Raw genomic sequence first — 24,735 nt, forward strand, 5'->3', positions numbered from 1 at the left:
TTATTATTTTTGTTATTTAATTTTTTGAAGATTAACAATATTTTTGTTTTTATTAATAAATTTAAATTAATTATTGGCATAATTTTGCAAAATAATTAAATTTTTTAAAGGATAGGATTATTATATGATTGAAATTGAATATCAACAAAATAATCAAAAAAAAAGATTTCCCAATAACATTACTGTTAGTAAAATTATTGCTTCTGAAAATTTGGAATTTTTAAATAATTCTGAAAAATTACCAATAGCAGCTTATTTTAATAATAAATTAGTGAATTTAGATAAATCTTTAACCGAAGATGGTTTATTAAATATTATTACAATATCCGATAGTATAGCTTGGTCTATTTTAAATAATAATACTGCTTTGATTATGGCTAAGGCTATTTGTCGTATTTATCCTAATTCATTATTAGTTAATAATTCTATAAATCAAGAAGGTTTTTATTATGATATTGATCCGGTTAATAATATAATTTCAGAGCAAGATTTTGGTTTTATTGAAAAAACTATGATTGATATTATTCAAGAAAATTTACCTGTTACTGAAACAGAATTATCTGTTTCTGAAATTCGAAATTTTTTTAAATTTAATCCTTATAAAATAGATTATTTGAAAAACATTAATCCTTCGCAAAAATTATTTTTATATCGACGAGGTAATTTTTTGGATTTTTGTACAGAAGATCAATATTTACCTAATATTAATATTAATCGTTATTTTAAAATTTTAAAAACATCTGGAGTTTATTGGCAAGGAAATAAACAAAATAAGGTTTTAACTCGTATTTATGGAGTAGCTTTTTTTCGAAAACGCGATTTAGCTAATTATTTAAAAGTTTTAGACGAAAGAAAAAAACGAGATCATAAATTTATCAATAAAGAACAAAATTTTTTTATGTTTTCGTCAGTTGTGGGAACTGGTTTGCCTTTTTGGTTATCTAAAGGCGCAACTATTCGTCGTATTATTGAAAGATATATTATTGATAAAGAAATATCATATGGTTACCAACATGTTTATACTCCGGTTGTAGCTAATATTTCTTTATATAAAACGTCTGGTCATTTGAAATTATACAACGAAGATATGTTTCCGATTATGCAATTGCCAGATGGTGAACAATTAATTTTACGACCTATGAATTGTCCTCATCATATGGAGATTTTTCGTCAAAAAATGCATAGTTATAAAGATTTGCCTATAAAAATAGCTGAATTAGGTCTTTTACATCGTTATGAACCTTCTGGAGCTGTTTCAGGATTGCAAAGAGTTCGAGCTATGTCTTTAAATGATGCTCATATTTTTATTACATCTGAACAGATTAAACAAGAATTTGTTGAAATTATTAATTTAATTAAAGAAGTTTATCAAGATTTTCATATCCAAGATTATTATTTTAATTTAAGTACTCATGATCCTTCTAAGAAAAATAAATATTTTGATGATCCGAATATGTGGTTAAATTCCGAAAATATTTTAAGAGATATTTTAAATGAATTAGGTCTCAATTATAAAGAAAAAATGGGAGATGCTGCTTTTTATGGTCCTAAAATTGATGTACAGGTATTAACAGCTTTAAACCATGAAGTTACTTTATCTACTATTCAATTAGATTTTTTATTACCTAAGCGATTTAATTTATCTTATATAGATTGTAATAATCAAACTAAAACTCCTGTAGTTATTCATAGAGCTATTACATCCACTATAGAAAGATTTACTGCTTATTTAATAGAACAATATAAAGGTTTTTTTCCTTTATGGATTGCACCTGTACAAGTTATTATTATTCCAGTTAATAACGAATCGCACCTTTATTATGTTAAAAATTTGCAGAAGGAAATGTTAAGAAATCATATAAGAGCAGAATTAAATGATAAAGAATATACATTTAATTATAAAATTCGTTCTGCTTATCGAGAGAAAATCCCTTTTCAGATTATTATTGGTGAACGTGAAATTCAAAATAATACTTTGCATGTTCGTCAATATAATAAACTTGAAAAATTTAATATGTCTATGAAAGAGTTTTTAGAAATGTTTTTTAATTTAATTAAAAACAAAATGTAATTGTTGTTTTTGTTTATAATTGATATTGAAAAAATATTATAAATTGAATTATAATTAACTCGTACTGTAAGTGAAAGAGAATTAAATATCAAAAATTATTTAATCAATCACTAGTATTGATGAACACAAAAATGTTAATTAAGGTTCTTAAAAAGGAAATTATGAGGCATTATATAATGGTTCAATGGAATTCGTGATAAAACAATTAGTTACTACTTGAAATATTTCTAATGATAATTACTAGAGGATCTCAGAAGGTAACGTTAGAGTTTTTTATATTAAATAAACTTATCTTGTTAAAATATTAATACGTTTTATCAGTCCAGAAGCTATTCGATATAGATTAAACTCATTGGATAGTTTGTCAATTAAGAAGATCTGTAATTTTACTGTTTTTATAACAGTCAATTATTTTCAGGAATTAAATTCTATATTTGGAGTAACTTGAATAATCCTAAATAAATAACCGAGGAAATAAAAATATTTTTATTTAAAGGGTAAATTTACTTTGTAGTATTTGGAGGATTAAAGCTTAATTGGAAATAATTAAGATCTTCTTCTCGGAATGAATAATAAAAATCTTTACAGGGTAAAATAAGTTATATTATTTATTATCTTGTTATTTGTTTATTATTAATGATTTAATTTCATGAAAATTTATTATAATTATTATTGTTAAGTTATTACTCACAAAATATACATTATTTGTTATTTTCTAAACAAATTTTGGTGATAATAATAATATTTAATAAAAGATCAAAACCTTTAATTTAGATAAAAAACGATTAAAAATTTTATTTTTAAAGATTTAAATTAAATTTTTAATATTTAGAGTTTTTTGTTATTGAAAAAATAGGTATTTTCAGTAAATTTTCTTATATAATTATAATTTCAGTAATTAAAATGAAATTTAATAAACAATATTAGCATTATGAATGTATTTATATTTTTTCGAAGTTAAATTTTTTGTAAAAATATTAAAATATTGGATAAACTAATTTAAAAAAATATATTTAGTTTACCAATTGAAAGTTCTAATTATTTTTAGATACAATTGATTATTAAGGTTTTATAATATAAATAGTTATTTATACTTGTTTATTGGATTTTTGGAGAAATCAGTTGATTCTGAAAATTTATTTTATAAAACATTATAAATAAATATTATTGTTTATAAAATCTTTAACTTATTCTCGATATATAAAAAAAAATTAAATTTGATTATTTTATAATAAAAAAGGAGAAATTTATGACAAATTTTTTAATTCAACCTTTAAATGATTATGTTGTTTTAAAACCAAAATTCCAAGATGAACGTACTTCGTCAGGACTTATTGTTAGTACTAGTCCTCGTAAAGAAGAATCTTTAGGAATTATAGTTAGTTGTGGACCACAAGTAACTAATTTAAAAATTGATGATTTAGTGGTTTATAAGAATTATTCTGGAGAAAAATTACAATTACAAGAAGAAGAGTATTTAATTGTTAAATCAGAAAATATTATTGCTAAAATTGGTACACCAAAAGAGTCTTAAGCAAACTTTTTCGTTTGGTTTGGGTGAGGGCTATTGATAATAGATATCAATAAAAAAAATTTTGATATTGAAACAAAATTTTATATCAAGATTTAATTATATTTAAAAACTTGAATTATATATTGTTCGGATAAAAAAAGGAGTATTGAAATATTATATGGCAAAACAAATTGTTTATGGCGAAATAGCAAGAAAAAAAATTTTAAAAGGTATAGATTTATTAGCTAATACAGTTAAAATAACTTTAGGTCCTAAAGGCCAAAATGTTTTATTAGAACAGAAATATGGTAGTCCTTTAATTATTAACGATGGTGTTACTATTACAAAAGAAATTAGTTTTAAAGATGCTTACCATAATGCTGGCGCTAAAGCTATATGCGAAATAGCTACTCGCACTAACGATGCTTCAGGAGATGGCACAACTACAGCTGTTTTATTAGGTCAGAGTATGATTCGTAAAGGTTTTGAAGCTCTTGATACTGGTGGTTTTAAAGGTGTTCTTTTAAAACAAGGTATTTTGGAAGCATCTCGTGTAGTAGCTCAACAACTTTTATCTAAATCTCGTTCTGTTAATACTCAAGAAGAAATCGAAAATGTTGCTACTATTTCATCTGGTAGTTCAGAAACAGGGAAAATTGTAGCTGCTGCTATTGAAAAAGTAGGTAAAACAGGAGTTGTTAATGTAGATGAATCTAAAAGTTTTGAAACTGTATTAGATGTTGTTGAAGGTATGCAATTCGAAAAAGGTTATGTTTCTCCTTATTTTGTGGTAAATAAACAAGATTCTCTAATAGAATTAGAACAAGCTGCTATTTTAATTACTGATCATAAGATTAATAGTATATTCGAAATTAATCGTATTTTGGAATATTCATTAAGTAATAGAGTTCCTTTGTTAATTATTGCTGAATCTTTTGATAATGAAATGGTAAGTATTTTAGTAGCTAATAAAAAAGGAAATTATTTAAATGCAGTAGCAGTTGAAGCTCCAAGCTTCGGTGATCATCAAAAAGAATTACTTCAAGATATGGCTATTTTAACTCAAGCTACTTTTATTTCTAAAGATTTAAATATGAAGTTAAAAGATGTAGATGAAAAATTTTTAGGTAAAGTAAATAAAGTTATTATTAAAAAAAGTAGTACTACTTTGGTAGTGGATAATAAAACTTCTGCTTTAGAAACGCGTATTCAAGAAATTCAATCTCAGATTTCTAATATGAAAAATATGAAAGATTTTAATCAACATGATTTAAATAATTTAACTAATAGATTAGCTAAATTAACTGGTGGTATCGGTATTATTCATGTAGGAGCTACTACTGAAACAGAATTAAAAGAAAAAAAATTACGTATTGAAGACGCTTTAAATGCAACCAAAGCTGCTATTGAACAAGGTATTGTTCCTGGCGGAGGAAAAGCATTGGTAGAAATTTATAAAACTGCATCAAGCGAATTAAATTCTACAAATGAAAGCGTTCGTAAAGGTTATAGTATTGTTTTAGAAAGTTTATTAGAACCTACTAAACAAATTGCAACTAATGCAGGTTTTGATGCTTCTATGATTATTCAAAAACAATTAGAACAAAAAGAAAATTTTGGTTTTAATGCTGAAACTGGTCAATTTGTTGATTTAGTTAAAGATGGTATTATGGATCCTACAGCGGTAACTAGACAAGCTGTTTTAAATGCAGCCTCTATTGCATCTGTAATGGTAACTACTGGCGCTGCTGTGGTAGAAGAAGTATTAGAAAAAAATTATTCAAATATTGATAATATGAATAATGATGTACTTTAATATTTAAATAAATTGTTTTATATCTTTTTAAAAATTAATTCATTAAATCAAGAAAACTTATTTGTTTTTTTGTAATATGAATTAATTTTTTTTTATATAAAAAATATTAAAAAAATGTTAGAATTTCTATTGATATTTCAAAAACGAATAAAGATTAGTAAAAATTTAATTTTTTTGATTTTTATTTAATTAAGAAGGTATAAAATCAGTTTTATGAAATTAATTTTTAAATATATTATGCGTTATAAAATTATATTGTTTTTAAATATTTTGGCAGTTTTATTTATAGCAAGCGGTGAAATCGGTATTCCTTTGATTATAGGTCGTTATGTTATTGATAATCCCGTTCCTTCTCACAATTTTTTATTTGTTACTTTAGCTTTGTTATTATTGGTTTTATGTGCTATTGTGGGTAATTTAATTATTAATTTTTGTTCTGCTAAAACATCATCTTTAATTTTTGAGGATTTAAATAAAGATATTTTTGCAAAAATTCAAACTTTTTCAATTTTAGAAATGAAAAATCTTGGTGTTCCTTTTTTGATGAATTGTAGTATCACTTGTGTTGGTCAAATTGTTAATTTTATGTCTAGTCTTTATAGAGCTTTAATTGTAGCTCCTATTATGTTAATAATTAGTTTAATTTTAATTTATCGAATTTACATAGTTTTTTCTTATATCGTTTTAGCTATTATACCTTTATTAGTTATCATTTTTGTTTTTATTATTTTTAAAAATTATTTATTATCTACACAAAAACAAAAAGTTTTAGAAAAAATAAATTCTAAAGTTCGTGAAAATTTAACTGGTATTAAAGTTATTAAAAGTTTAAATACAGAAAGTTACGAATGTTCTCAATTTGATAAAATCAATTCTCAATATGCTTTTTTAAATATTCATTTGTTTAATTCGATTTTTTCAATGGAACCTTTATTTTATTTATTATTGAATATTTCTATTATTTTTACTACTGGTTTTGGCGCTTATGTTTTAAAAGTAGGAAAACCAACTGATTTTCATTTAGGTGGTTTATATAATTGTATTAATTTGCAATATCATATACTTTATTCTATTTTGAATTTTTTATTATTGTTTACAATGTTTCCTAAAGCTTTAGTTTCTTTGCGTAAAATAGAATATTTATTAAATACTAAACCTTCGATTAAAAATAATTTAAAATATAATTTAATTTTATCTAAACCTATTACAAGTTTAGAGTTTAAAGATGTTTATTTTCAGTATTCTAATAGTGATAAACTTATTTTATCAGATATTAATTTTAAAGTTAAAACTTCGGAATTAATTGCTGTAGTTGGTTCTACAGGTTCTGGAAAAAGTACTTTAATTAATTTAATTCCTAGATTAATAGATCCGATAAAAGGGTGTCTGTTAATTAATGGAGTAGATATTAAATTATATAACTTAACTTCTTTAAGAGATAAAATTGGTGTAGTTTCTCAAAAAAATATTTTATTTAAAGGTACAATTTTAAGTAATTTATCTTTTGGAAAATCTAATGCAGATTCTGAAGAAATTTGGGAATGTGCTAAAAAAGCTCAATCTTATGATTTTATTAACAAAACTAAAGGTAAATTACAAGAACCAGTTAGTGAATTAGGTTCTAATTTTTCTGGAGGACAAAAACAAAGATTAGCTATAAACAAAGTTTTATTAAAAAAACCTGATATTTATATTTTTGATGATTCTTTTTCCGCTTTAGATTATCAAACTGATTTAACTATTCGTACAAATTTAAGTTATTTACGAAAAGATTCTATTATTATTATAGTAGCACAAAGATTAAGTACTATTTTAAATGCTGATAAGATTATTGTTTTAGACAATGGTAAAATTATTGATGTCGGTAAGCATGAGGAATTAATGAATAGATGTCAAATTTATAAAAATATTGCTTTTTCGCAAAAAATAAAAGAGGTTCTAAATTGAAAAAAATATTTTATTTTTTAAAACCTTTTCGTAAAGAAATTTTGGTTAGCATTTTTTTAATTTTTGTAGTAGCTGCTATAGATGCTTTTATTGTTATTTTCGAAGGTAATATTATTATTAATTTTATTCAAAATAATTTTAATAATAATTCCAAAATAATTTATTCAGACAATATTATTCTTAATTTTCTACGAACAAAAGTGTTAAGTAGTTTTCGAATTATATCTGAATATATGAGTTATATTATTCTTTTATTATTTATTAATTTATTTTTATATCTTTTATGTATTGTTGCTAGATTTATTTATAACAAATTGATAATTGTTATTATTCATAAATCTATTCAAAATATTAGACAACGTGTTTATCAAAAAATGTTAAGATTACCTATATCATATTTTGAAAATAATACTATAGGCAATATCATGAGTATTGTTATAAATGATTTAGAAACAGTTTCGAACGGTTTACAACAATCCTGTGTAGCTTTTGTGCTTTCTTGTTTTAGCATTATAATGATTATTTTTATTATGTTTTGGGCAAATTTAAGATTTGCTGTATTAATTTGTTTAATGATACCGAGTTCTTTATTTGTTATTTGGTTGATTAACAAAAAAGCGCGATCAGTTTTTATCCAAAGATTCGAAAAAACAGGTGAATATTTAGGTTTTTTACAAGAAAAATACACTGGACATAAAGAAATTATTTTATATAATCAACAATTAAATAATATTAGTGATTTTCAAAATTTAAATAAACAATTAGCTTCTACTATTTTTAAATCTAATTGGATATCCGGATTAGTTATGCCTATTATTAATAGTTTCACTTATATTGTGATGACTTTAATTGTAATATTAGGTTATTTTTTATTAAATTATCAAGATGCGGAAATGCCATATTTATTATTTAAATTAGGTTTTGGAACTATTCAATTAGGGCTTTTTCAATCTTTTATAAAATATATTTGGCGTTTAGGAAATCCATTAAGAGATTTGAGTCAGATGTTTGTTATTTTACAATCCACTTCTTCTGCTGCAAATCGTGTTTTTAATTTTTTAGCAGAAAATGAAGAATTAGATATCAAAAATAATTTAATTATTCCTTCTTCTGTTCAAGGTTATATTAAATTTTCGCATGTAACTTTTCAATATCAACCCGATCAACCTATTCTTCGTGATATTAGTTTCGAGATTAACAAACATAAAATGGTAGCTATTGTAGGTCCAACAGGCTCAGGAAAAACTAGTTTAGTGAATTTGTTAGTTCGCTTTTACGATGTTAGTGCAGGTACAATTACAATTGATGGAGTGGATATTTCTACTATTCAAAAGAGTGCTTTACGTAAAATGATTGGTATAGTTGTTCAAGATTCTTGGTTATTTCATGGTACTATTATGGATAATATTCGTTATGGCAATTTTACTGCTACAGAAGAACAAGTTATTCAAGCTGCTAAACAGGTTAATGTGCATGATTTTATTATGACTAAACAAAATGGTTATAATACTATTATTAATGAAGAATTAGATAATATTTCCCAAGGAGAAAAACAATTAATCACTATTGCCAGAACTTTTTTAAATAACCCTTCTATAGTTATTTTGGATGAAGCTACTGCTTCTGTTGATACTCAAATAGAAATTATTTTTCAACAATCTATGCAAAAATTATTAAAAGATAAAACTTCTTTTGTGATTGCTCATCGTTTATCTACTATTGTAAATGCAGATATTATTTTGGTTTTACAAAATGGTTTATTAGTTGAAAAAGGCAGTCATAAAGAATTATTGTCTAAACAAGGTTTTTATTATAATCTATATAATAGTCAATTTAAATAAATATTTATTTAGTTGAGAAATAAATATATAATATAATTTCAGATTTTTTTCAATTTTATTTTTGGAGTTATTTGAGGTATAATATAAGTGGGTAATTTGTTTTGTGAATAATTTATAGATAGAATACCCAAAATTTAAATTAAAAAAAATTATACTTTATCAAAATTAAGAATTTGAAAAAATGAAAAAAAAATTTAAAAAACTTGAAAATTTACGAAATAAAATTTTAAATAATATAAAAATTTAATTTTATTATAATAAGTTTATTTAGTGTATTAAGTGTTGTAAAAAATTAATGAATAAATAAGGGAGTAAACTATATTTGAACAAACCATTAAATTTTAATAAAAAGTTTATAGGTTTATCTTTTTTGATATTTTCTGTTTTAGTAGTCCCTTTAATAATGTTTTGTGCTGGTGTTTTTGAAAATTCAGACGACATTGATTCATTAGATAATGAATCTATTTTAACACAATCACAGGATAAGGTGCGCAAGTTCGGGCGTTTAATTTAGGAGATTATATGGTCCTCCTAGCATAGGGATAGCATGCTAAGCCGTTGAATTTACCTGAGAATGAAAATTTATAAGGGAAAATAGCATATTCAAAAAGCATAATTGTTTTGAATTTTAATATTGTTCAAAAAAAATTTGCGAGGCGAAGTTAAAATAAGCATGAAATTTTCTCAAATTAAAGCTACAAATGAAATAAATCAAACAAAATATGTTTATTTGTGAATAAAAATATTTTATTAAAAAAATTCATGAATCAATTGATTTTCTTTTCAATAACATATTAAACGCATTAATTGTATTTTCTTTATCTTACAATTAAGTTCTATCCTAAAAAATATTGTTTGTTTTGGACACATATTTTTGACGTTTTCATATATTTTCATAATAATGAAGTGATTTATTTTAAATAAGCCATGCGATCTTTAACATTTACCAATGATTAAACAGCTACCTTGGATAAGCTTCTTATAAAAATTAATAAAGATTTTGCAAATATCTTTTTTTAATAAGGTATTTATTGATTTAGATTTGAGCATTTATGCCCAATCATTTTATCCATCTTAGATATTTTATAAATGCTTACAGAGTTTTATAGTACTCGTAGGGGTCATGTCCTACCAAGGCGCAGGTAATACCTGTTACACAAGGGGAAGAAAAACAGAGTTAAATATACATATTATTTTTTGTATACTTCAACTCGGAAAGCCGTATGCATAGGAATATGCCCGTGCGGTTTGGGTGAGGGTTTAACATAATTTTTTTATCTAAATATTTATAAAATTGCATTATGTTATTTCTATTCACATGAACAAGATGAATATGGCGTTAGTGATGATGATTTAGAATATATTTCTTCATCTTCAGTATTATCTGGTTATGATTCTAGTGATGATGATTCAGAATATGTTTCTTCATCTTCAGTATTATCTGGTTCTGATTCTATTCATGAACGATCTGTTAATTCTCCGACTCCTCCTTCATCAAAAGAACAAAAAATTTTTGATACAGCAGAAAGTGCAATTAATTGGTTTAGCGAGAATACAGATAAATTTAAAAATCTCAAACAAAGTGTATCTGAAATTTTAAGCAATACTCCAACAAATGACAAGAATAATGGCCAATCTTCTATCTCACCATCAGGAAATAAGGCAGAAGAAAAAGCAGGTAAAAAAACCCCTGAACCATCTTCTATCTCACCATCAGGAAATAAGGCAGAAGAAAAAGCAGGTAAAAAAACCCCTGAACCATCTTCTATCTCACCATCAGGAAATAAGGCAGAAGAAAAAGCAGGTAAAAAAACCCCTGAACCATCTTCTATCTCACCATCAGGAAATAAGGCAGAAGAAAAAGCAGGTAAAAAAAATCTTGGCCAATCTTTTACCACAGGAGATTTAAATAGAACAGTATCAGATTTAACTTCAACTACTCAAGGACACAAACAAACAGGCTCAAACAGAATACTTCAAGAAGAGGATAGATCTTTTAATTCACCAAAGTATCGTAAATCAGGAACAAAGCCTTAAAAACATTGCAAAAATATGGCGATAACTTTTTAGAATCCGCAAAACATCCTTTTTACGATCCAATATCTTCTATAATGCCGAAAGAAAATTCATTACAATCAATAAATTCTGACTATGAAGAGAATGAACAACTTTCTGTACTTTCTGATAATTTATTGGATAAAGATTTAGATCAAATTAAAAATGTTTTTGAAAAAAAACCTTCAAATAATCATCTAAATATCTTAGAAAAACAACCTTCAAATAATGATATAAAAACTATTAAAAAAATTTCATCTTCCAAACAAATATTACCTCGTAGTTTTAAATCTTTGTTTGTTACTTCATTTGGTTTAATACGTGTATGTTTTTCTAAAATTGTTTTCGCTTTCAGATAGTTTTTGACAATGTTAAATAAAATTTATTTTTAAGTAAATAAAATTAAAAGTTGCTTTTTAAATTAAAATATATAAATATTTTAACTATTATCAATTAAAAACTCATTTATTTAAATTATAAAAATCAAATAATTTATATAGATATTATATATTTGTATTTTTGAGTATTTTTGATAGATTATTTTAATAATTAAATGTAGTTTTTTATAAATTATCGTTATAATAAGCAAATTAATTTTTAATTAATTTGTTTATTTTTTTTGTTTTTTAAAAAAATTAATAAATTATTAATTTTAAAGTATTAAAAAATATATTTTAATTATAAATTATTTTGTTTTTTGACATTATATTTATAATTAATTAATTTTTAAATAATATTTAAAAAAACAATTAAAATGGAAGGCATAAATTTATTATTATGTTAGGAACATCAACAAAATGGTTCCTTGCTTTGTTTATTTACTTGCCCTTAATTATTGTTATTTTAGGATTTTTGTATTATTTAATTTTTTATTATCAACAAAAAATTAAAAAAATTATACAAACAACGAAAAAAAATGCTCAAGAAAAAATTTCTAGTGCTCAAATAATAGCTCAAGAAATGATCTCAAAAGCTAAACAAGAAATCCATATTTTAAAAAAAGAAGTTGAAGAAGATTTGAATTTGAGAAGAAGAATAATTGTTAATTTAGAAGAACAAATTATTCATAAAGAAGAATTGTTAAATTCACGAACTAGATATTTAAATGATAAAGAAGAATTATTGTACATGAAAGAACAAAAAATTAATATTTCTCAAGAACAAATTGAACAAATGCAAAATAAAGTTCAAAATCTTATTATAAAACAACAAAATAGATTAGAAAATATTGCTTCTTTAACTAAAGAACAAGCTAAAAAAATTATTATGGAAGAAATTCGTAAAAATTCTCAAGAAGAAATTATGAGTTATATTAAATCTCAAGAAGAAGAATATAAATTTCAAGTTAAAAAAAAAGCTAATGTTTTGTTAGTTTCGACTATGCAACAATTATCTCGTAAAATCTCTTCCGAAAATAATGTGGATATAGTTTATTTAGATAATAATGAATTAAAGGGGAGAATTATTGGCAAAGAAGGAAGAAATATTCGAACTTTTCAAATTATAACAGGCGTAGATTTAATTATAGATGATATACCGAATACTGTTATATTAAGTTCTTTTGATTCTAAAAGGCGAGAAATAGCCCGTCGTACTTTAGAATATTTAATTTTAGACGGACGTATTACACCTGTTAGTATAGAGCAAACGTTTACTAAAGTCCAAGATGAACTCGATAATTTTATTCAAGATATAGGTGAAGAAGCTATTTTAGAAGCTAAAATAGGTTTTTTAAATGAAGAATTAATAAAATTATTAGGTTCTTTGCATTTTCGTACTAGCCATGGGCAAAATGTGTTAAAACATTCTTTAGAAGTATCTTTTTTAGCGGGTAAATTAGCTGCAGAAATAGGAGAAAATGAAGTATTAGCTCGTCGTGCAGGATTATTACATGATATTGGAAAATCTTTAGATTATCAGTTAGAAGGCAGTCATGTTAAAATAGGTTTAGATATTGTTATGAAATATAAAGAACCTTTAGAAGTAATAGATGCTGTAGCATCTCATCATGAAGATCAAGAACCTAGTAGTATCATTTCTGTTTTAGTTGCTATCGCTGATGCTATTAGCGCTTCTAGGCCTGGAGCTCGTCGCGATTCTTTAGATAATTACATTAAAAGAATTACTCAATTAGAAGAAATTGCTAATAAAATTCCTGGTGTAGAAAAATCTTATGCTATTAAATCTGGAAGAGAAATTAGAGTTATCGTGGATCCCAAACAAATTGATGATTTAGCTATTTTTACAGTAGTTCAAACAATTAAAGATCAAATTATGAAAAATATTAGATATAATGGTAGTATTAAAATAACTGTTATTAGAGAAGTTCGTTTAACCGAAATTTCAAATTTAAGCATTAGTTAATTTTAATACAAAGGTAGTATCATTATGAATATTCTTTTTATCGGAGATATTTGCGGTTCGATAGGTATTAATTATTTAATCGAAAAAATTAATTTTTTGAAACAACATTATAAAATTAATATTGTTATCGCGAATGCTGAAAATGCCGCAGAAGGACAAGGATTAGATTTTAAAAGTTTTTATAATTTAAAAATTTCAGGTGTTAATATGATTACTATGGGTAATCATACTTGGAAACATCATGATTTAAAATCATTTATAGAAAATACTAATATTATAAGGCCGTTAAATGATGATAGTTTACGTATCGGTTATGGTCATAAAATTATTAAATATAAAGATAAAAAACTTTTAATTATGAATGCTTTAGGCAGAGTTTTTATGAATAATAAATTTTTATCTTGCCCTTTTAAAAAAATAGAAAATGTTTTAAAAGTTTATAAAAATCAATATCATTATGCTTTCTTAGATTTTCATGCTCAGGCAACTAGTGAAAAATTAGCTTTAGCAAATTATTTTGATGGAAGAATTAATGCTATCGTAGGAACTCATACTCATGTTCAGACTAATGATGAAAGAATTTTGCCTAACAAAACTCTTTATATTTCTGATGTAGGTATGACAGGACCTTTAGATGGTATAATAGGTCAAGATAAAAATATTATTATTAATAATTTTTTAAATAATAATAAATTAAAACACAAAATTGCTCAAGGAAAAAGACAATTAAACGGAGTTGTTTTAACTTTGGGTAAAAAACAAAAAATTATGAAAATTAAGTATCATGAATAATAAAATTCAAAAAAAAATTATAGTTATTGTTGGTCCAACTGCTTCAGGAAAAACTTCTCTTTCTTTGAAATTAGCTAATTTCTTTCGTGGAGAAATAATTAATGCTGATGCAGTTCAAATTTATAAAGAATTTAATATTGGTTCATCTAAAATTTCACTTCAAGACACTCATATACCTCATCATTTGTTAGATATTGTTAATCCTGGCGAGAAATATAATATTTTTGATTTTCAAAGAGATGCAAGAAATATAATTTTTAATATTAAAGTACCTTTTGTTGTAGGAGGGAGTGGCCTTTATATTAAAGCGGCTTTGTTTGATTATGAATTATTTATTTCGAAAGATTATGAAAATAAATCTTATCAAAATGTAAATTTAGAATATATGTTAAAAGTCATTTTTAAGAAAGATCCAAATTTAGTTATAGATATAAAAAATCCTCGTCGAGTTATTAGTGCTTATCGTCAAGCTCTTTGTAATAGTTTAAGATCTCAAAAAAATGGTTCTAATAAACCTTTATTTAATATTTTGACTATTTATTTGAATATAGATCCTCAATTTTTAAAACAACGTATTATTTTAAGGTTAGATCAAATGTTAAAACAAGGATTTATTGGAGAAGTTCAATATTTAATAAATAAATATCCTAATGCTAATTTTAATATAATTGGTTATCGAGAAATGAAAGAATTTTTAGAACAAAAAATTTCTTTTCAACAAGCTTATGATTTGATTATTACTAAAACTCTTAAATATGCTAAAAGACAAAAAACTTGGTTTATGAATCAAATGTTATCTTTAGTACAACTAGAATCTTTAGATCCTGAACTAGAAACTAAAGCTATTGATATAATTAAAAAATTTTTGAAAAAAAGGTAAATTAAATGATTAACACAAACGATTTTAAAACAGGAATGACTATTAAATTAAAAAATAATATTTATCAAATAATTGATTTTTTGCATGTTAAACCTGGTAAGGGTTCTGCTTTTGTCAGAAGTAAATTAAAAAATTTAAAAACAGGCGGTATTATAGAATATACTTTTAATTCGGGTATTAAAATTGAAACAGCTTTAGTAAATAAAGTTAAATTAAAATTTTCTTATATACAGAACGGAATATATGTTTTTTTAAACGAACATACTTATGAACAAATTGAAATCGCTGAATCAGATGTACAAAGTATTAAAAAATATTTAGCTGAAGGTATTATTGTGGAATTTCTTTTTTGTGATCAAAATAATATTTTAGGCACTATTTTACCAGATAAAATAGTTTTAAAAGTTGACCAAACAGATTCTATTTTTGGGGAAAATAATCGTAAAAGTAATACTGCTTATAAAGACGCTATTTTGGAAACGGGTTTAATTATAAAAGTTCCTATTTTTATTGAAACAGGAGAAAAAATTGTTATTAATACTTCTAATAATTGTTATGTATCTCGTTATAATGAGAAATAAAATTACATAAATTAGAAAAAAATTTTTTATTTAATAAGAAAATATTATCCATATTAAGGAGTGTCTTGTATTAATATGAATTTTAAAGTAGCTATTGATGGTCCAGCTGGAGCTGGTAAAAGTACTGTTAGTCGATTATTAGCTAATAAATTAAAATGGTTTTATTTAAATACCGGATTATTATTTCGTTTAATTACTTTTTATATATTAAAAAATGAAATAAGATATAATAATGATTTAGATATTACTAAATTAGAACAATTGTTAAAAAATCTAAATATTATGTTAACAAATAATGGTTTTTATTTAAATAATGAATATTTTTCTGTCAATTTAAATGATTGTTATATTGAAAAAAAGGTTTCTAATATTTCTTCTTTATTACCTGTTAGAAACAAAATTTTAATATTACAGTATCAAATGATACGCGAAAATGATTACATTATTATGGATGGAAGAGATATTGGTACTGTTGTTATGCCAGATGCTGATTTAAAAATTTTTTTAACCGCTAGTATTGAACAACGCGCTTTGCGGAAGCAAAAAGAATTGAAAATGATAGGCCAAGATACAATAAATTTATCTGAGATTATGGAAACAATTAGATTAAGAGATTTAAAAGATGAAAAACGTCCTATCGCTCCTTTAAAACAAGCAGTAGATGCTATTTTAATAGATAGTACTAATATTTCTGTTAAAAAAACAGTTAATTTGATAGAGGATTTAATTAAAAAGAAAATGTTGGTTAAAAATGTTTAAAGTAGCTATTGTAGGTCGTCCTAATGTAGGTAAATCTAGTTTGTTTAATCGCCTTTTAAGGCAAAGATTAGCTGTAGTCGATGATGACGCTGGAACTACTAAAGATCGTATTTATGCCGATACTCAATGGTTAAATCAAAATTTTATTATTATTGATACAGGTGGTCTTAGTTTTGATTCTTTACCTTTTCAAGAAAAAATTAAATATCAAACCCAAATAGCTATTCAAGAAGCCGATGTTATTATATTTTTAACAGATATTCGCGAAGGATTAGTTCAAGAAGATTTATTAATAGCAAAAATTTTGTATTCAAAGATTTCTAAAGTAGTGGTTGCAGCAAATAAAATGGATAATGTTAATTTGTTATCTGATATTTATAATTTTTATAGTTTAGGTTTTGATGAAATCGTAGGTATTAGCGTTCTTCATGGTATCGGTATAGGGACTCTTTTGGATATTATTGTTTCTAAACGACCATCAGAAAATACTTTTAATAAAGTTCAAATCGAAGATGTAGTTAAGTTTTGTGTGATTGGAAAACCTAATGTTGGCAAATCTACTTTTACAAATTCTTTATTATCTCAAGAAAGAATGATTGTTTCTGATATTCCTGGTACTACTACAGATGCAGTTAATAATTTGTTCCAATATAAAAAATGTTTTTATCGCATTATTGACACAGCGGGTTTAAAAAAAAGAGGGAAAATCCAAATTGGTAAAGAAAAATATAGCTTTTTAAGAACTTCTATGGCTATATTAGAAAGTGATATTGTTTGTTTTATGATAGATGTTAGTCATAAAATTAGCGATCAAGATAAAAACATTGCTTCTATGATTTTTAAAGCCAACAAACCTTGTATTATTATTGCTAATAAATGGGATTTAGTTTATACAAATTATCAAATTCAAAATACATTTGAAAATAATCTAAGAAATGAATTAAAATTTTTGGATTTTATGCCTTTAGTTAATATTTCTGCTTTACAAAAATATAATTTGGATAAATTTATAAAAATTTTAGATAAAGTTTTTGATAATTATAAGCGCATCTTTACAGATCATATTTTAAATGATATTTTATATAAAGCTATTCAATTGAATCCTCCTCATATATTTAACCAAGGAAAAGCTCGTTTTTATTATTTAAAACAAATTTTTAACAAACCTCCTACTTTTGTTTGTTTAGTTAACGATCCTCAATTTATTCATTTTTCTTATGAAAGATTTTTAAAAAATCAATTGAGATTAAATTTAGAATTACAAGGTTTACCTATTAAAATAATTTTTAAAAAGAAAAGTAATAATTTATGAATGAAAAAATTAGTATTATAGGTGGAGGAGCTTGGGGAACTACTTTAGCTCAAGTTTTAGCAGATAACGGTAATTTGGTTTTAGTATGTGATAATAATATTGAATATGTCAATCGTATTAAAAAACATAAACATTCTGTTTTTGATAAAAATTTAAATCCAAATATTCAAGCTACTTTTTGTTTATCTGAAGCTTTATTATATTCAGAATCAATAATTTTATGTATACCTGCCCAAAAAATAAGATTATTGTTGCGCGAAATTAATTCAATTTTAAAAAAACAATCAAAAAATTTTATTAACGCTTCTAAAGGAATAGAAGTTGCAAGCGCTAAGACTATTCAAGAAATTATTAACGAAGAGTTAGATTTATTTAAAATTAAAAATTATGGTTGTATTATGGGTCCATCTCATGCTGAAGAAGTGATCAATTGTTATTTAACTTTTTTAGTAGCTGCTTCTTTAAATTCGAAATTTACTAATTTTATATCTCATATTTTTGCTAATGCAAATTATTTAAAAATTGTTTGTTCTAATGATGTTTATGGTTGTGAAATATGTAGCGCTTTTAAAAACGTTTTATCTTTGATTAGTGGTATTTTAGATATGAATAATTTTAAAAATAATGCTAAATCTGCTTTCTTTAGTATAGCTATGTTAGAATTGTATGAATTAATGAAATATTTGCAATTTTCTTTGGAGACAATTTTAGGTGTAGCAGGATTAGGTGATTTAATAGTAACAAGTTTTAATGAAGATTCTCGAAACTATCGAGCCGGTATTCAAATAGGTTTGGGAATAGATATAAAAAAAATTTATCTAAATAGTTGCCAAACTATCGAAGGTATTAATAATTTAAAAGCTTTTTATCATTTGATGTTGGAGAAAAATTTAAAATTACCCATTATTAAAAGCGCCTATCAGGTAGTTATAGAAAAAAAACCTGTAAATTGCCTTTTGGAAACAATTATTAATAAATTTATACACAAATAAAGATTTTATGTTAATAAAATTTATTTTTATGCTAAAATCAAACTAGATTCAAATGTTTGGATATAATTTTAATTTTTCGATATATTTATATTATTTGTTCGAAATCATTAATTTATTTTTATCTAAATTTGAATCTTCATAAGAAGTTGAAATTATTTTTTCACTTGTAATTATTTTATTTGAAAATGAATTTAAAAATTTAATAAAGGAGCCAAAAAATAATGAATAAGGCTGAATTGATCTCTAAAGTAGCTAAAGACACAAATATTAAAAAAAAGGATGTTGTCAAAGTATTTAAATCTTTATATGATACTATGGGCGAAACTTTAAATAAAAAAGAAAAATTTACACTTCCATATTTAGGTTTTTTTAAAATGTCATATCGTAAATCTAGAAAATTTAAAATACCTACTACATCTGAAATTCGCGTTACACCTCCTCAAACAGTTCCAACATTTAAAATGAGTACTAAAGTTAAAAGAGATTTTAAAAAAATATTATCTGAATAATAATAAAATAAATTTTGTAAAAAGAGGTGGATTTTTTGAATTGTATAGATAAAAATCCCTATCGCCATTTTATTGGAGCTAAAGTTAGTGTTGCAGGCGAACAAGAGATAGGCGTAGTAACTAGAATTGATATTCAAAATAAAATTGTATGCGTTTTATTTAAAAAAATGAGAGAAGTTAAATATCTTTATCCAGAAGTTTTTGAAAAAAATCTAATTAAAATTATTGAATATTAATTTAAATCATATTTATATTTTATAAACATTTTAAATTTTATTTATTATATATTTTAAAAGAATAGTTTTTTATGGCTATTTTTTTAATTTATAATAATTTGATTTTTTTGTAAAATTATTATTTTAATTATTTAGAATAATTCAATGAGGTTAAAAAAATGAGTGAATTAGTTAAATTATTTTGTCAAAAATGTGGCAGAGAAAATTATCATACTTATAAAAAGGGCGCCAAAGAGGCCTAAATATCGAGTTATTTAACCAATAACCAGTGCCGATAAACACTGAAAGGATAAGAACGGTTCTTGAAAGGAAACCATCAGGAATTACAGCAGTTCTTAAAAGCGGGTTGCGATGAAATAGTTAGTCAAGAAGATGCCGCCACCGAATGGTTCGATGGATAAGCCTGAGATGGCCTAAGAGGGAAAACAGATGTAAGAAGTAAACCTATCTCGTAAACTATTAAAAACGAGTAGTCCGGAATCTATCGATATATATTTTTAGTATTGGATAGTTTATCAAATAAAAAAACCTGGAATCTTACCATTATAAAAAATGGTTACCTCGCCTAAGGAATCAAGGTAGATATTTAGAGTAACTTGGAGAATCCTAAAGGTCAGTTATTAAATTAACTAATAATGAGCTTAAAGTCATTAGGCCCAAGGATAAAGCGACTTCTTAGTAGTCGGAGGAGTAAAACTTGATCTGGAATGATAAAGAGAATCGTCCTCCCTGGAACAAGGTTAATGACCTTGATAGGGCGAAAGAAGTTAGTAATTTATTGTTTATTCGATGTTATTAAGAAATTAAATTGTTGCGAATCTTTAAAAATAATTTTAAATTATTTATTAAAAAACCGAAAAACGAAGTATTAAACAAAAACTCAAATCAGTATATGGAATAATTTTATCAACTCTTATCATGTTTTCGATTAAATCGCAATCTATAAGCAATTCGTCGAGACAAGCGAGGTTAACCGAAAAAACTATAATTGTATTGGATTATGTTGATTACTACTATTCGCTGTCGATAAGAGAGAGTTTTTGTGCTAAAATAATAAAAAATAAATTAAGTTTTGCCTCAACTCTTTTCTTGAAATTGGAAACAAATACAATAGGTATTTTAACAATAAACAAATAATATTAGATAGTTAAATCAATATAAATCTTAATCTAAGAGTTGAGTATATTCGTTATGCAAATAATTTTATTATATTGGGTTTTAATAAACTACAAAATAACCCAAAAAAAATCAAAAAACCAAGTTATGAAATGGCTCGCACAAGATTTATAACTGACAAAATTGTTCCGACCATAAACGAATAAAGTTTTTGTTTTACATTGTTAATTTTTATTTCATCGTCATTATCAGGATTCTTTAAATAATAAAAAAGAATTTTAAAAGAGGTATTACGAATTTAAATCTCAATAAATAAAGCTAAGGAATATGCCTAAGAATATATTTGGTTATAAGTTAAGAGAATCGGAAAAAATCATAAAACCTACCTTAACTAATAACAGAAAATGATTAGAAATAATTTTTATCTATAAAAAGATTAGGTTATTAATGACTCAATTATTTTTTGTTTAGATAAAAATTTGGTTCAATTAAGATCTAAACCTGAACTGCTTATGAGAATATATTTGTTTAAAACAAACTAACTAGGTAACAAAATAATTCATTGTTAAAATGATAAAAATACTTAGTTTAAGGTAAATTCGGAGAATTAAATATATCCAAAATGTAAGATAAAAATAGATCATTTAAAGTATTCATTGCGATAAATGAGGAGAAAAGTAAAAGGAAATTCTAGATATGAGAATTAATTTTTATCTTTTTCGTAGATTTTTTATTTAAGAAAAGTATATTTAAAAAAGTATACAACTGGTTTAGTATGATCAATAGCATTCAAGAATGATAAGAATAAACAACTAACGAGTGGTGACACAACGTTAGTCCTCAGAAGAGAATAAATTATGGCAAGCCGGATGCTTGGAAACTTGCTTGTCCGGTTTAGAGGGGGGCTGTTTGTAATAGATATCAGAAAAATAAATCCTGAGATTGAAACACAAATAATCTATCTCTATTAAAAAACAAAATCCTAAAAATTTGGAATTGAATAAATATTGTCCTTTTGAAAGAAAATATTTGCTTCATAAAGAGAAAAAATAATAAATTAAAATGAATTTAATAATTCAAAAAATAATAATTTATATTATTTTGTATTTTATATATAAATATAACGAAGTTTCAATTTTATTATTTAGATTATATTCGAAAATAATATTTTAAATCTTTTGTTATTATTTTATTTGGCCCTGTAGCCAAGTGGTAAGGCATAGCTCTGCAAAAGCTTGAACATCGGTTCGAATCCGTTCAGGGCCTCCATTTTTATAATAATTTAAAATTTTTATTATAAAATAATATTTTTTATATATTTAAATATTATATAATGTTAGCATATGAATAAAAAAATGAAATTAATTTTAGCTATTGTTTCTTCTGAAGATTCTGATGAAGTGCAACATAATTTAAGTAAAAATAACTTTTTTAGCACAAAATTATCAACTCAAGGAGGATTTTTGAGCAAAAAAAATGTTACTTTAATTATAGGTTTATCAGCGGATAAAGTAGAACAAGCTATAGAAATTATTAAATTCCATTCTAGACAGAAAACACAAATCATACCTAATGATATTTTAAATGAATTTTCTGCTTATTATTCTTTACCTTCTGAAGTTTCTGTTGGTGGAGCTACTATTTTTATTTTAGATGTGGAAAATTTTTTAAAATTGTAATTAACTATTAAACAAATTGTATATTAACTTATTAATTTATTTAATTTGGTTTTTGGGTTTTTGAAAGGATATAACTTGGCAAAATGGCTTTGAATAAAGAACAAAAGAAAAAAATTTTAGAAAAATGTGATGCTACTCTTATTAATACTGGTTCCAATAAAGTCCAGTTTAATTTATTAACTGCTAATATAGAAATATTATCGTATCATATTAAAAATCATCCTGGAGATTTTCAAGCTAAACGTAGTTTAATGATTAAACGTCATCAGTTAAAAATGATAAAAAGAAATGTTTAAATTAAGTGTTTATCTTAAGAAAACATTTCTTTTTTATTTTTAATTTATTATTTAATTGATTAATAATAAAGATTAATTATTTGATATATTGTATATTAATTTTATTTATATAGTTTTAATAGTTTGAACAATTTTTTATTTATATCGAATATATTATTTTATTAAATTCAAAATTAAAATATTTGTTAATTATTATTTAAAGAATAATTTTAAAATTTAATAAATTAATATATTATTTTATCTATGTTTATTATATAATGTAATACTTTTTAACTGTTTATATTTTTATTTAAATTATAAATTTTTTAGAAAATTTATGGAGCGAGTGAAGGGAATCGAACCCTCATTATATGCTTGGCAAGCATATGTAATAACCATTATACGACACCCGCGATTTAATTAAAAATATATTATATATTAATAATTTTTTAAAATATTTATTATTTAGTTTAATATTACTATTAAATTTTACCAAAAAAATTATTGTTTTTTACAAAATAATTGGTGCCCTTAATAAGAATTGAACTTATATTACATCATTACCATTGATGCGTTTTACCATTAAACTATAAGGGCTATATTTTTATTTTCTTTAATGAGTAATTATATCATAAACATTAATTTAATGAAATAAATAAAATTAAAATGTTTAAAATTAAATTTTATTTTTTTCATTGTTAAATATAATATTTAATTTTACTATTAATTTGTGTATAATGAAAGTGACTATTTCGACTAATTAAAATAAAATTAGAGAATGAAATTAGAATGCAATTGCAGAGGAGTTTTTTTAAAATGTCAGCAGATCAAATTAGTCCACGTAGTATAGGTTATTTAAAGTTTTTTTCCGAAAAAAGAACAACAGATAATCATGAAGAAAAAGGTAATTATGGATTTATTTATAGAAATCCTAATTTATCAGAAGAACAACAGTTAATATTACAAAATAAAGTACAAGAATTAAAAAATATGTTATCAGATTCTGAAATTTCAAATGATGATATGAACGAAAAATATTCAGAAATTAAAGAGTTAATTGGTTTAGATACTAAAATATTAGAAGAAGTTTTTTTTCATGTTTCACAAATAGCAGATAGATCTGTTATAGATATGACACCTGAGGATAGAAGAAACTTTTTTTATCAAGGTGCTCTTTTTGAATTTGATGTAGAATCTACTCAACAAGGTTTAAAAGCTGTTAGAATTAATAAAATTTTTTAATTTATTTTTATATATTATCAAAAAAAGACTTGAAAAAGTCTTTTTTTATTGTTAATTATAAAAAAATTAATTTATTTTTGCAAAATAATAATCATAGTATAAGGAAGTGAGTCTTTAATAAATTAAATATGCAAAAATTTACTAATGAATCAGTTAGGGCGCCAAAGAGGCCTAAATATCGTGTGATTTTACCAATCACCAGTGCGATAAACACTGTAAGGCTAAGAACGGTTCTTGAATGGAAACTCTCAAGAATTACAGCAGTTCTTAAAAGCGGGTTGCGACGAAGTAGTTAGTCAAGAAGATACCGCCACCAAATGGTTCTAAGGATAAGCCTGTAATGGCCTAAGAAGATAAGAAGATGCAATTCAGAAGCTTGTTTCGTAAACTACTATAAGCGAGCAGTCCAGAGTCTATTAATATATATTTTAAGTATTGAATAGTTTATCAATTAACAAACCTGGAATCTCACCATTAACAAAATGGTTACTTCACCTAAGGAATCAAGGTAGATATTTAGCGTAACTTGGAGAATCCTAAAGGTCAGTTATTAAATTAACTAATAATGAGCTTAAAGTCATTAGGCCCAAGGATAAAGCGACTTCTTAGTAGTCGGAGGAGTAAAACTTGATCTGGAATGATAAAGAGAATCGTCCTCCCTGGAACAAGGTTAATGACCTTGATAGGGCGAAAGAAGTCAGTAATTTATTGATTGTCCGGTTTTTATTAATTAGGTATTTTTTGTCAATCTTGAA

22 protein-coding genes and 3 tRNA genes are annotated in these 24,735 nt (G+C 24.1%); 22 read left to right on the plus strand and 3 right to left on the minus strand.

The window, feature by feature from the left end:
* Positions 1-124: 124 nt before the first annotated feature.
* The 6 genes from thrS (at position 125) to OC705_RS00215 (ending at position 9,702) form a co-directional block, all read left to right on the plus strand.
* Positions 125-2,071 (plus strand): threonine--tRNA ligase, encoded by a 1,947-nt coding sequence (thrS, locus tag OC705_RS00190; RefSeq protein ID WP_304512286.1) that lies wholly within the window; start codon positions 125-127, stop codon positions 2,069-2,071.
* Positions 2,072-3,320: 1,249 nt separating this feature from the next.
* The gene (locus OC705_RS00195; RefSeq protein WP_304514004.1) at positions 3,321-3,605 is read left to right on the plus strand and encodes a co-chaperone GroES; all 285 of its coding nucleotides are present in this window, start codon (positions 3,321-3,323) and stop codon (positions 3,603-3,605) included.
* A 157-nt stretch (positions 3,606-3,762) separates the two neighbouring features.
* On the plus strand, positions 3,763-5,400 hold the full coding sequence (gene groL, locus OC705_RS00200) for a chaperonin GroEL (protein WP_304512284.1): 1,638 nt from the start codon (positions 3,763-3,765) through the stop codon (positions 5,398-5,400).
* A gap of 213 nt (positions 5,401-5,613) precedes the next feature.
* Entirely contained in the window at positions 5,614-7,347 is a 1,734-nt protein-coding gene (locus tag OC705_RS00205) for an ABC transporter ATP-binding protein (protein ID WP_304512283.1), read from the plus strand.
* Positions 7,344-9,188: an ABC transporter ATP-binding protein gene (locus OC705_RS00210; RefSeq protein ID WP_304512282.1), complete on the plus strand. Its 1,845-nt coding sequence runs from the start codon at positions 7,344-7,346 to the stop codon at positions 9,186-9,188. Before OC705_RS00205 ends, OC705_RS00210 begins: the two co-directional genes overlap by 4 nt.
* Positions 9,189-9,510: 322 nt before the next feature.
* Positions 9,511-9,702, plus strand: coding sequence for a hypothetical protein (locus OC705_RS00215; RefSeq protein WP_304512281.1), 192 nt, complete (start codon positions 9,511-9,513; stop codon positions 9,700-9,702).
* Between the two features lie 943 nt (positions 9,703-10,645).
* Here OC705_RS00215 and OC705_RS00220 read toward each other — a convergent pair.
* Positions 10,646-11,086 (minus strand): hypothetical protein, encoded by a 441-nt coding sequence (locus OC705_RS00220; RefSeq protein WP_304514005.1) that lies wholly within the window; start codon positions 11,084-11,086, stop codon positions 10,646-10,648.
* Between the two features lie 144 nt (positions 11,087-11,230).
* Here OC705_RS00220 and OC705_RS00225 point away from each other — a divergent pair, with 144 nt between their 5' ends.
* From OC705_RS00225 to OC705_RS00290, 14 genes are all read left to right on the plus strand, one after another.
* On the plus strand, positions 11,231-11,602 hold the full coding sequence (locus tag OC705_RS00225) for a hypothetical protein (protein WP_304514006.1): 372 nt from the start codon (positions 11,231-11,233) through the stop codon (positions 11,600-11,602).
* Positions 11,603-12,020: 418 nt separating this feature from the next.
* Entirely contained in the window at positions 12,021-13,607 is a 1,587-nt protein-coding gene (gene rny / locus OC705_RS00230; RefSeq protein ID WP_304514007.1) for a ribonuclease Y, read from the plus strand.
* 24 nt (positions 13,608-13,631) lie between these two features.
* Positions 13,632-14,399 carry a TIGR00282 family metallophosphoesterase gene (locus OC705_RS00235; protein ID WP_304512277.1) on the plus strand — a complete coding sequence of 256 codons (768 nt, stop codon included), beginning with the start codon at positions 13,632-13,634 and terminating at the stop codon, positions 14,397-14,399.
* Positions 14,392-15,279: a tRNA (adenosine(37)-N6)-dimethylallyltransferase MiaA gene (gene miaA / locus OC705_RS00240; protein WP_304512276.1), complete on the plus strand. Its 888-nt coding sequence runs from the start codon at positions 14,392-14,394 to the stop codon at positions 15,277-15,279. The genes OC705_RS00235 and miaA overlap by 8 nt, the downstream gene beginning before the upstream one ends.
* 5 nt (positions 15,280-15,284) lie before the next feature.
* Positions 15,285-15,860, plus strand: a complete 576-nt coding sequence (gene efp / locus OC705_RS00245) for an elongation factor P (RefSeq protein WP_304512275.1) — start codon at positions 15,285-15,287, stop codon at positions 15,858-15,860.
* A 75-nt stretch (positions 15,861-15,935) separates the two neighbouring features.
* On the plus strand, positions 15,936-16,619 hold the full coding sequence (cmk, locus tag OC705_RS00250) for a (d)CMP kinase (RefSeq protein ID WP_304512274.1): 684 nt from the start codon (positions 15,936-15,938) through the stop codon (positions 16,617-16,619).
* Positions 16,612-17,931: a ribosome biogenesis GTPase Der gene (gene der / locus OC705_RS00255; RefSeq protein ID WP_304512273.1), complete on the plus strand. Its 1,320-nt coding sequence runs from the start codon at positions 16,612-16,614 to the stop codon at positions 17,929-17,931. The genes cmk and der overlap by 8 nt, the downstream gene beginning before the upstream one ends.
* Positions 17,928-18,923 (plus strand): NAD(P)H-dependent glycerol-3-phosphate dehydrogenase, encoded by a 996-nt coding sequence (locus tag OC705_RS00260; protein ID WP_304512272.1) that lies wholly within the window; start codon positions 17,928-17,930, stop codon positions 18,921-18,923. The genes der and OC705_RS00260 overlap by 4 nt, the downstream gene beginning before the upstream one ends.
* Before the next feature lie 221 nt (positions 18,924-19,144).
* Positions 19,145-19,432 (plus strand): HU family DNA-binding protein, encoded by a 288-nt coding sequence (locus tag OC705_RS00265; RefSeq protein WP_304512271.1) that lies wholly within the window; start codon positions 19,145-19,147, stop codon positions 19,430-19,432.
* Between the two features lie 35 nt (positions 19,433-19,467).
* Positions 19,468-19,668 carry a hypothetical protein gene (locus OC705_RS00270; RefSeq protein WP_304512270.1) on the plus strand — a complete coding sequence of 67 codons (201 nt, stop codon included), beginning with the start codon at positions 19,468-19,470 and terminating at the stop codon, positions 19,666-19,668.
* Between the two features lie 2,082 nt (positions 19,669-21,750).
* Positions 21,751-21,837: a 50S ribosomal protein L33 gene (rpmG, locus tag OC705_RS00275; RefSeq protein ID WP_320411896.1), complete on the plus strand. Its 87-nt coding sequence runs from the start codon at positions 21,751-21,753 to the stop codon at positions 21,835-21,837.
* 142 nt (positions 21,838-21,979) lie between these two features.
* Positions 21,980-22,053: transfer RNA gene (locus OC705_RS00280), tRNA-Cys, on the plus strand.
* 86 nt (positions 22,054-22,139) lie between these two features.
* Positions 22,140-22,463 (plus strand): cyclic-di-AMP receptor, encoded by a 324-nt coding sequence (locus OC705_RS00285; protein ID WP_304512293.1) that lies wholly within the window; start codon positions 22,140-22,142, stop codon positions 22,461-22,463.
* 83 nt (positions 22,464-22,546) lie between these two features.
* Positions 22,547-22,759: a 30S ribosomal protein S15 gene (locus OC705_RS00290; protein WP_304512269.1), complete on the plus strand. Its 213-nt coding sequence runs from the start codon at positions 22,547-22,549 to the stop codon at positions 22,757-22,759.
* Between the two features lie 317 nt (positions 22,760-23,076).
* Here OC705_RS00290 and OC705_RS00295 read toward each other — a convergent pair.
* Positions 23,077-23,151, minus strand: a tRNA-Gly gene (locus tag OC705_RS00295).
* Positions 23,152-23,261: 110 nt separating this feature from the next.
* A tRNA-Thr gene (locus OC705_RS00300) sits at positions 23,262-23,335 on the minus strand.
* A 219-nt stretch (positions 23,336-23,554) separates the two neighbouring features.
* On the opposite strand from OC705_RS00300, the gene OC705_RS00305 reads away from it, so the two are divergent.
* The gene (locus tag OC705_RS00305; protein WP_304512268.1) at positions 23,555-23,980 is read left to right on the plus strand and encodes a hypothetical protein; all 426 of its coding nucleotides are present in this window, start codon (positions 23,555-23,557) and stop codon (positions 23,978-23,980) included.
* 128 nt (positions 23,981-24,108) lie between these two features.
* On the plus strand, positions 24,109-24,276 hold the full coding sequence (locus OC705_RS00310; protein ID WP_304512267.1) for a hypothetical protein: 168 nt from the start codon (positions 24,109-24,111) through the stop codon (positions 24,274-24,276).
* Positions 24,277-24,735 lie beyond the last annotated feature (459 nt).

It is taken from the genome of Candidatus Phytoplasma fabacearum (assembly GCF_030586805.1).
Taxonomy (GTDB): Bacteria; Bacillota_I; Bacilli_A; order Acholeplasmatales; family Acholeplasmataceae; genus Phytoplasma; species Phytoplasma fabacearum.

What these genes read in the sequence shown, in the direction of transcription:
- thrS (WP_304512286.1), top strand. Translation starts at nt 125, where the DNA reads ATGATTGAAATTGAATATCAACAAAATAATCAAAAAAAAAGATTTCCC.
- OC705_RS00195 (WP_304514004.1), top strand. Translation starts at nt 3,321, where the DNA reads ATGACAAATTTTTTAATTCAACCTTTAAATGATTATGTTGTTTTAAAA.
- groL (WP_304512284.1), top strand. Translation starts at nt 3,763, where the DNA reads ATGGCAAAACAAATTGTTTATGGCGAAATAGCAAGAAAAAAAATTTTA.
- OC705_RS00205 (WP_304512283.1), top strand. Translation starts at nt 5,614, where the DNA reads ATGAAATTAATTTTTAAATATATTATGCGTTATAAAATTATATTGTTT.
- rny (WP_304514007.1), top strand. Translation starts at nt 12,021, where the DNA reads ATGTTAGGAACATCAACAAAATGGTTCCTTGCTTTGTTTATTTACTTG.
- OC705_RS00235 (WP_304512277.1), top strand. Translation starts at nt 13,632, where the DNA reads ATGAATATTCTTTTTATCGGAGATATTTGCGGTTCGATAGGTATTAAT.
- miaA (WP_304512276.1), top strand. Translation starts at nt 14,392, where the DNA reads ATGAATAATAAAATTCAAAAAAAAATTATAGTTATTGTTGGTCCAACT.
- efp (WP_304512275.1), top strand. Translation starts at nt 15,285, where the DNA reads ATGATTAACACAAACGATTTTAAAACAGGAATGACTATTAAATTAAAA.
- cmk (WP_304512274.1), top strand. Translation starts at nt 15,936, where the DNA reads ATGAATTTTAAAGTAGCTATTGATGGTCCAGCTGGAGCTGGTAAAAGT.
- der (WP_304512273.1), top strand. Translation starts at nt 16,612, where the DNA reads ATGTTTAAAGTAGCTATTGTAGGTCGTCCTAATGTAGGTAAATCTAGT.
- OC705_RS00260 (WP_304512272.1), top strand. Translation starts at nt 17,928, where the DNA reads ATGAATGAAAAAATTAGTATTATAGGTGGAGGAGCTTGGGGAACTACT.
- OC705_RS00265 (WP_304512271.1), top strand. Translation starts at nt 19,145, where the DNA reads ATGAATAAGGCTGAATTGATCTCTAAAGTAGCTAAAGACACAAATATT.
- OC705_RS00285 (WP_304512293.1), top strand. Translation starts at nt 22,140, where the DNA reads ATGAAATTAATTTTAGCTATTGTTTCTTCTGAAGATTCTGATGAAGTG.
- OC705_RS00290 (WP_304512269.1), top strand. Translation starts at nt 22,547, where the DNA reads ATGGCTTTGAATAAAGAACAAAAGAAAAAAATTTTAGAAAAATGTGAT.
- OC705_RS00305 (WP_304512268.1), top strand. Translation starts at nt 23,555, where the DNA reads ATGTCAGCAGATCAAATTAGTCCACGTAGTATAGGTTATTTAAAGTTT.
- OC705_RS00310 (WP_304512267.1), top strand. Translation starts at nt 24,109, where the DNA reads ATGCAAAAATTTACTAATGAATCAGTTAGGGCGCCAAAGAGGCCTAAA.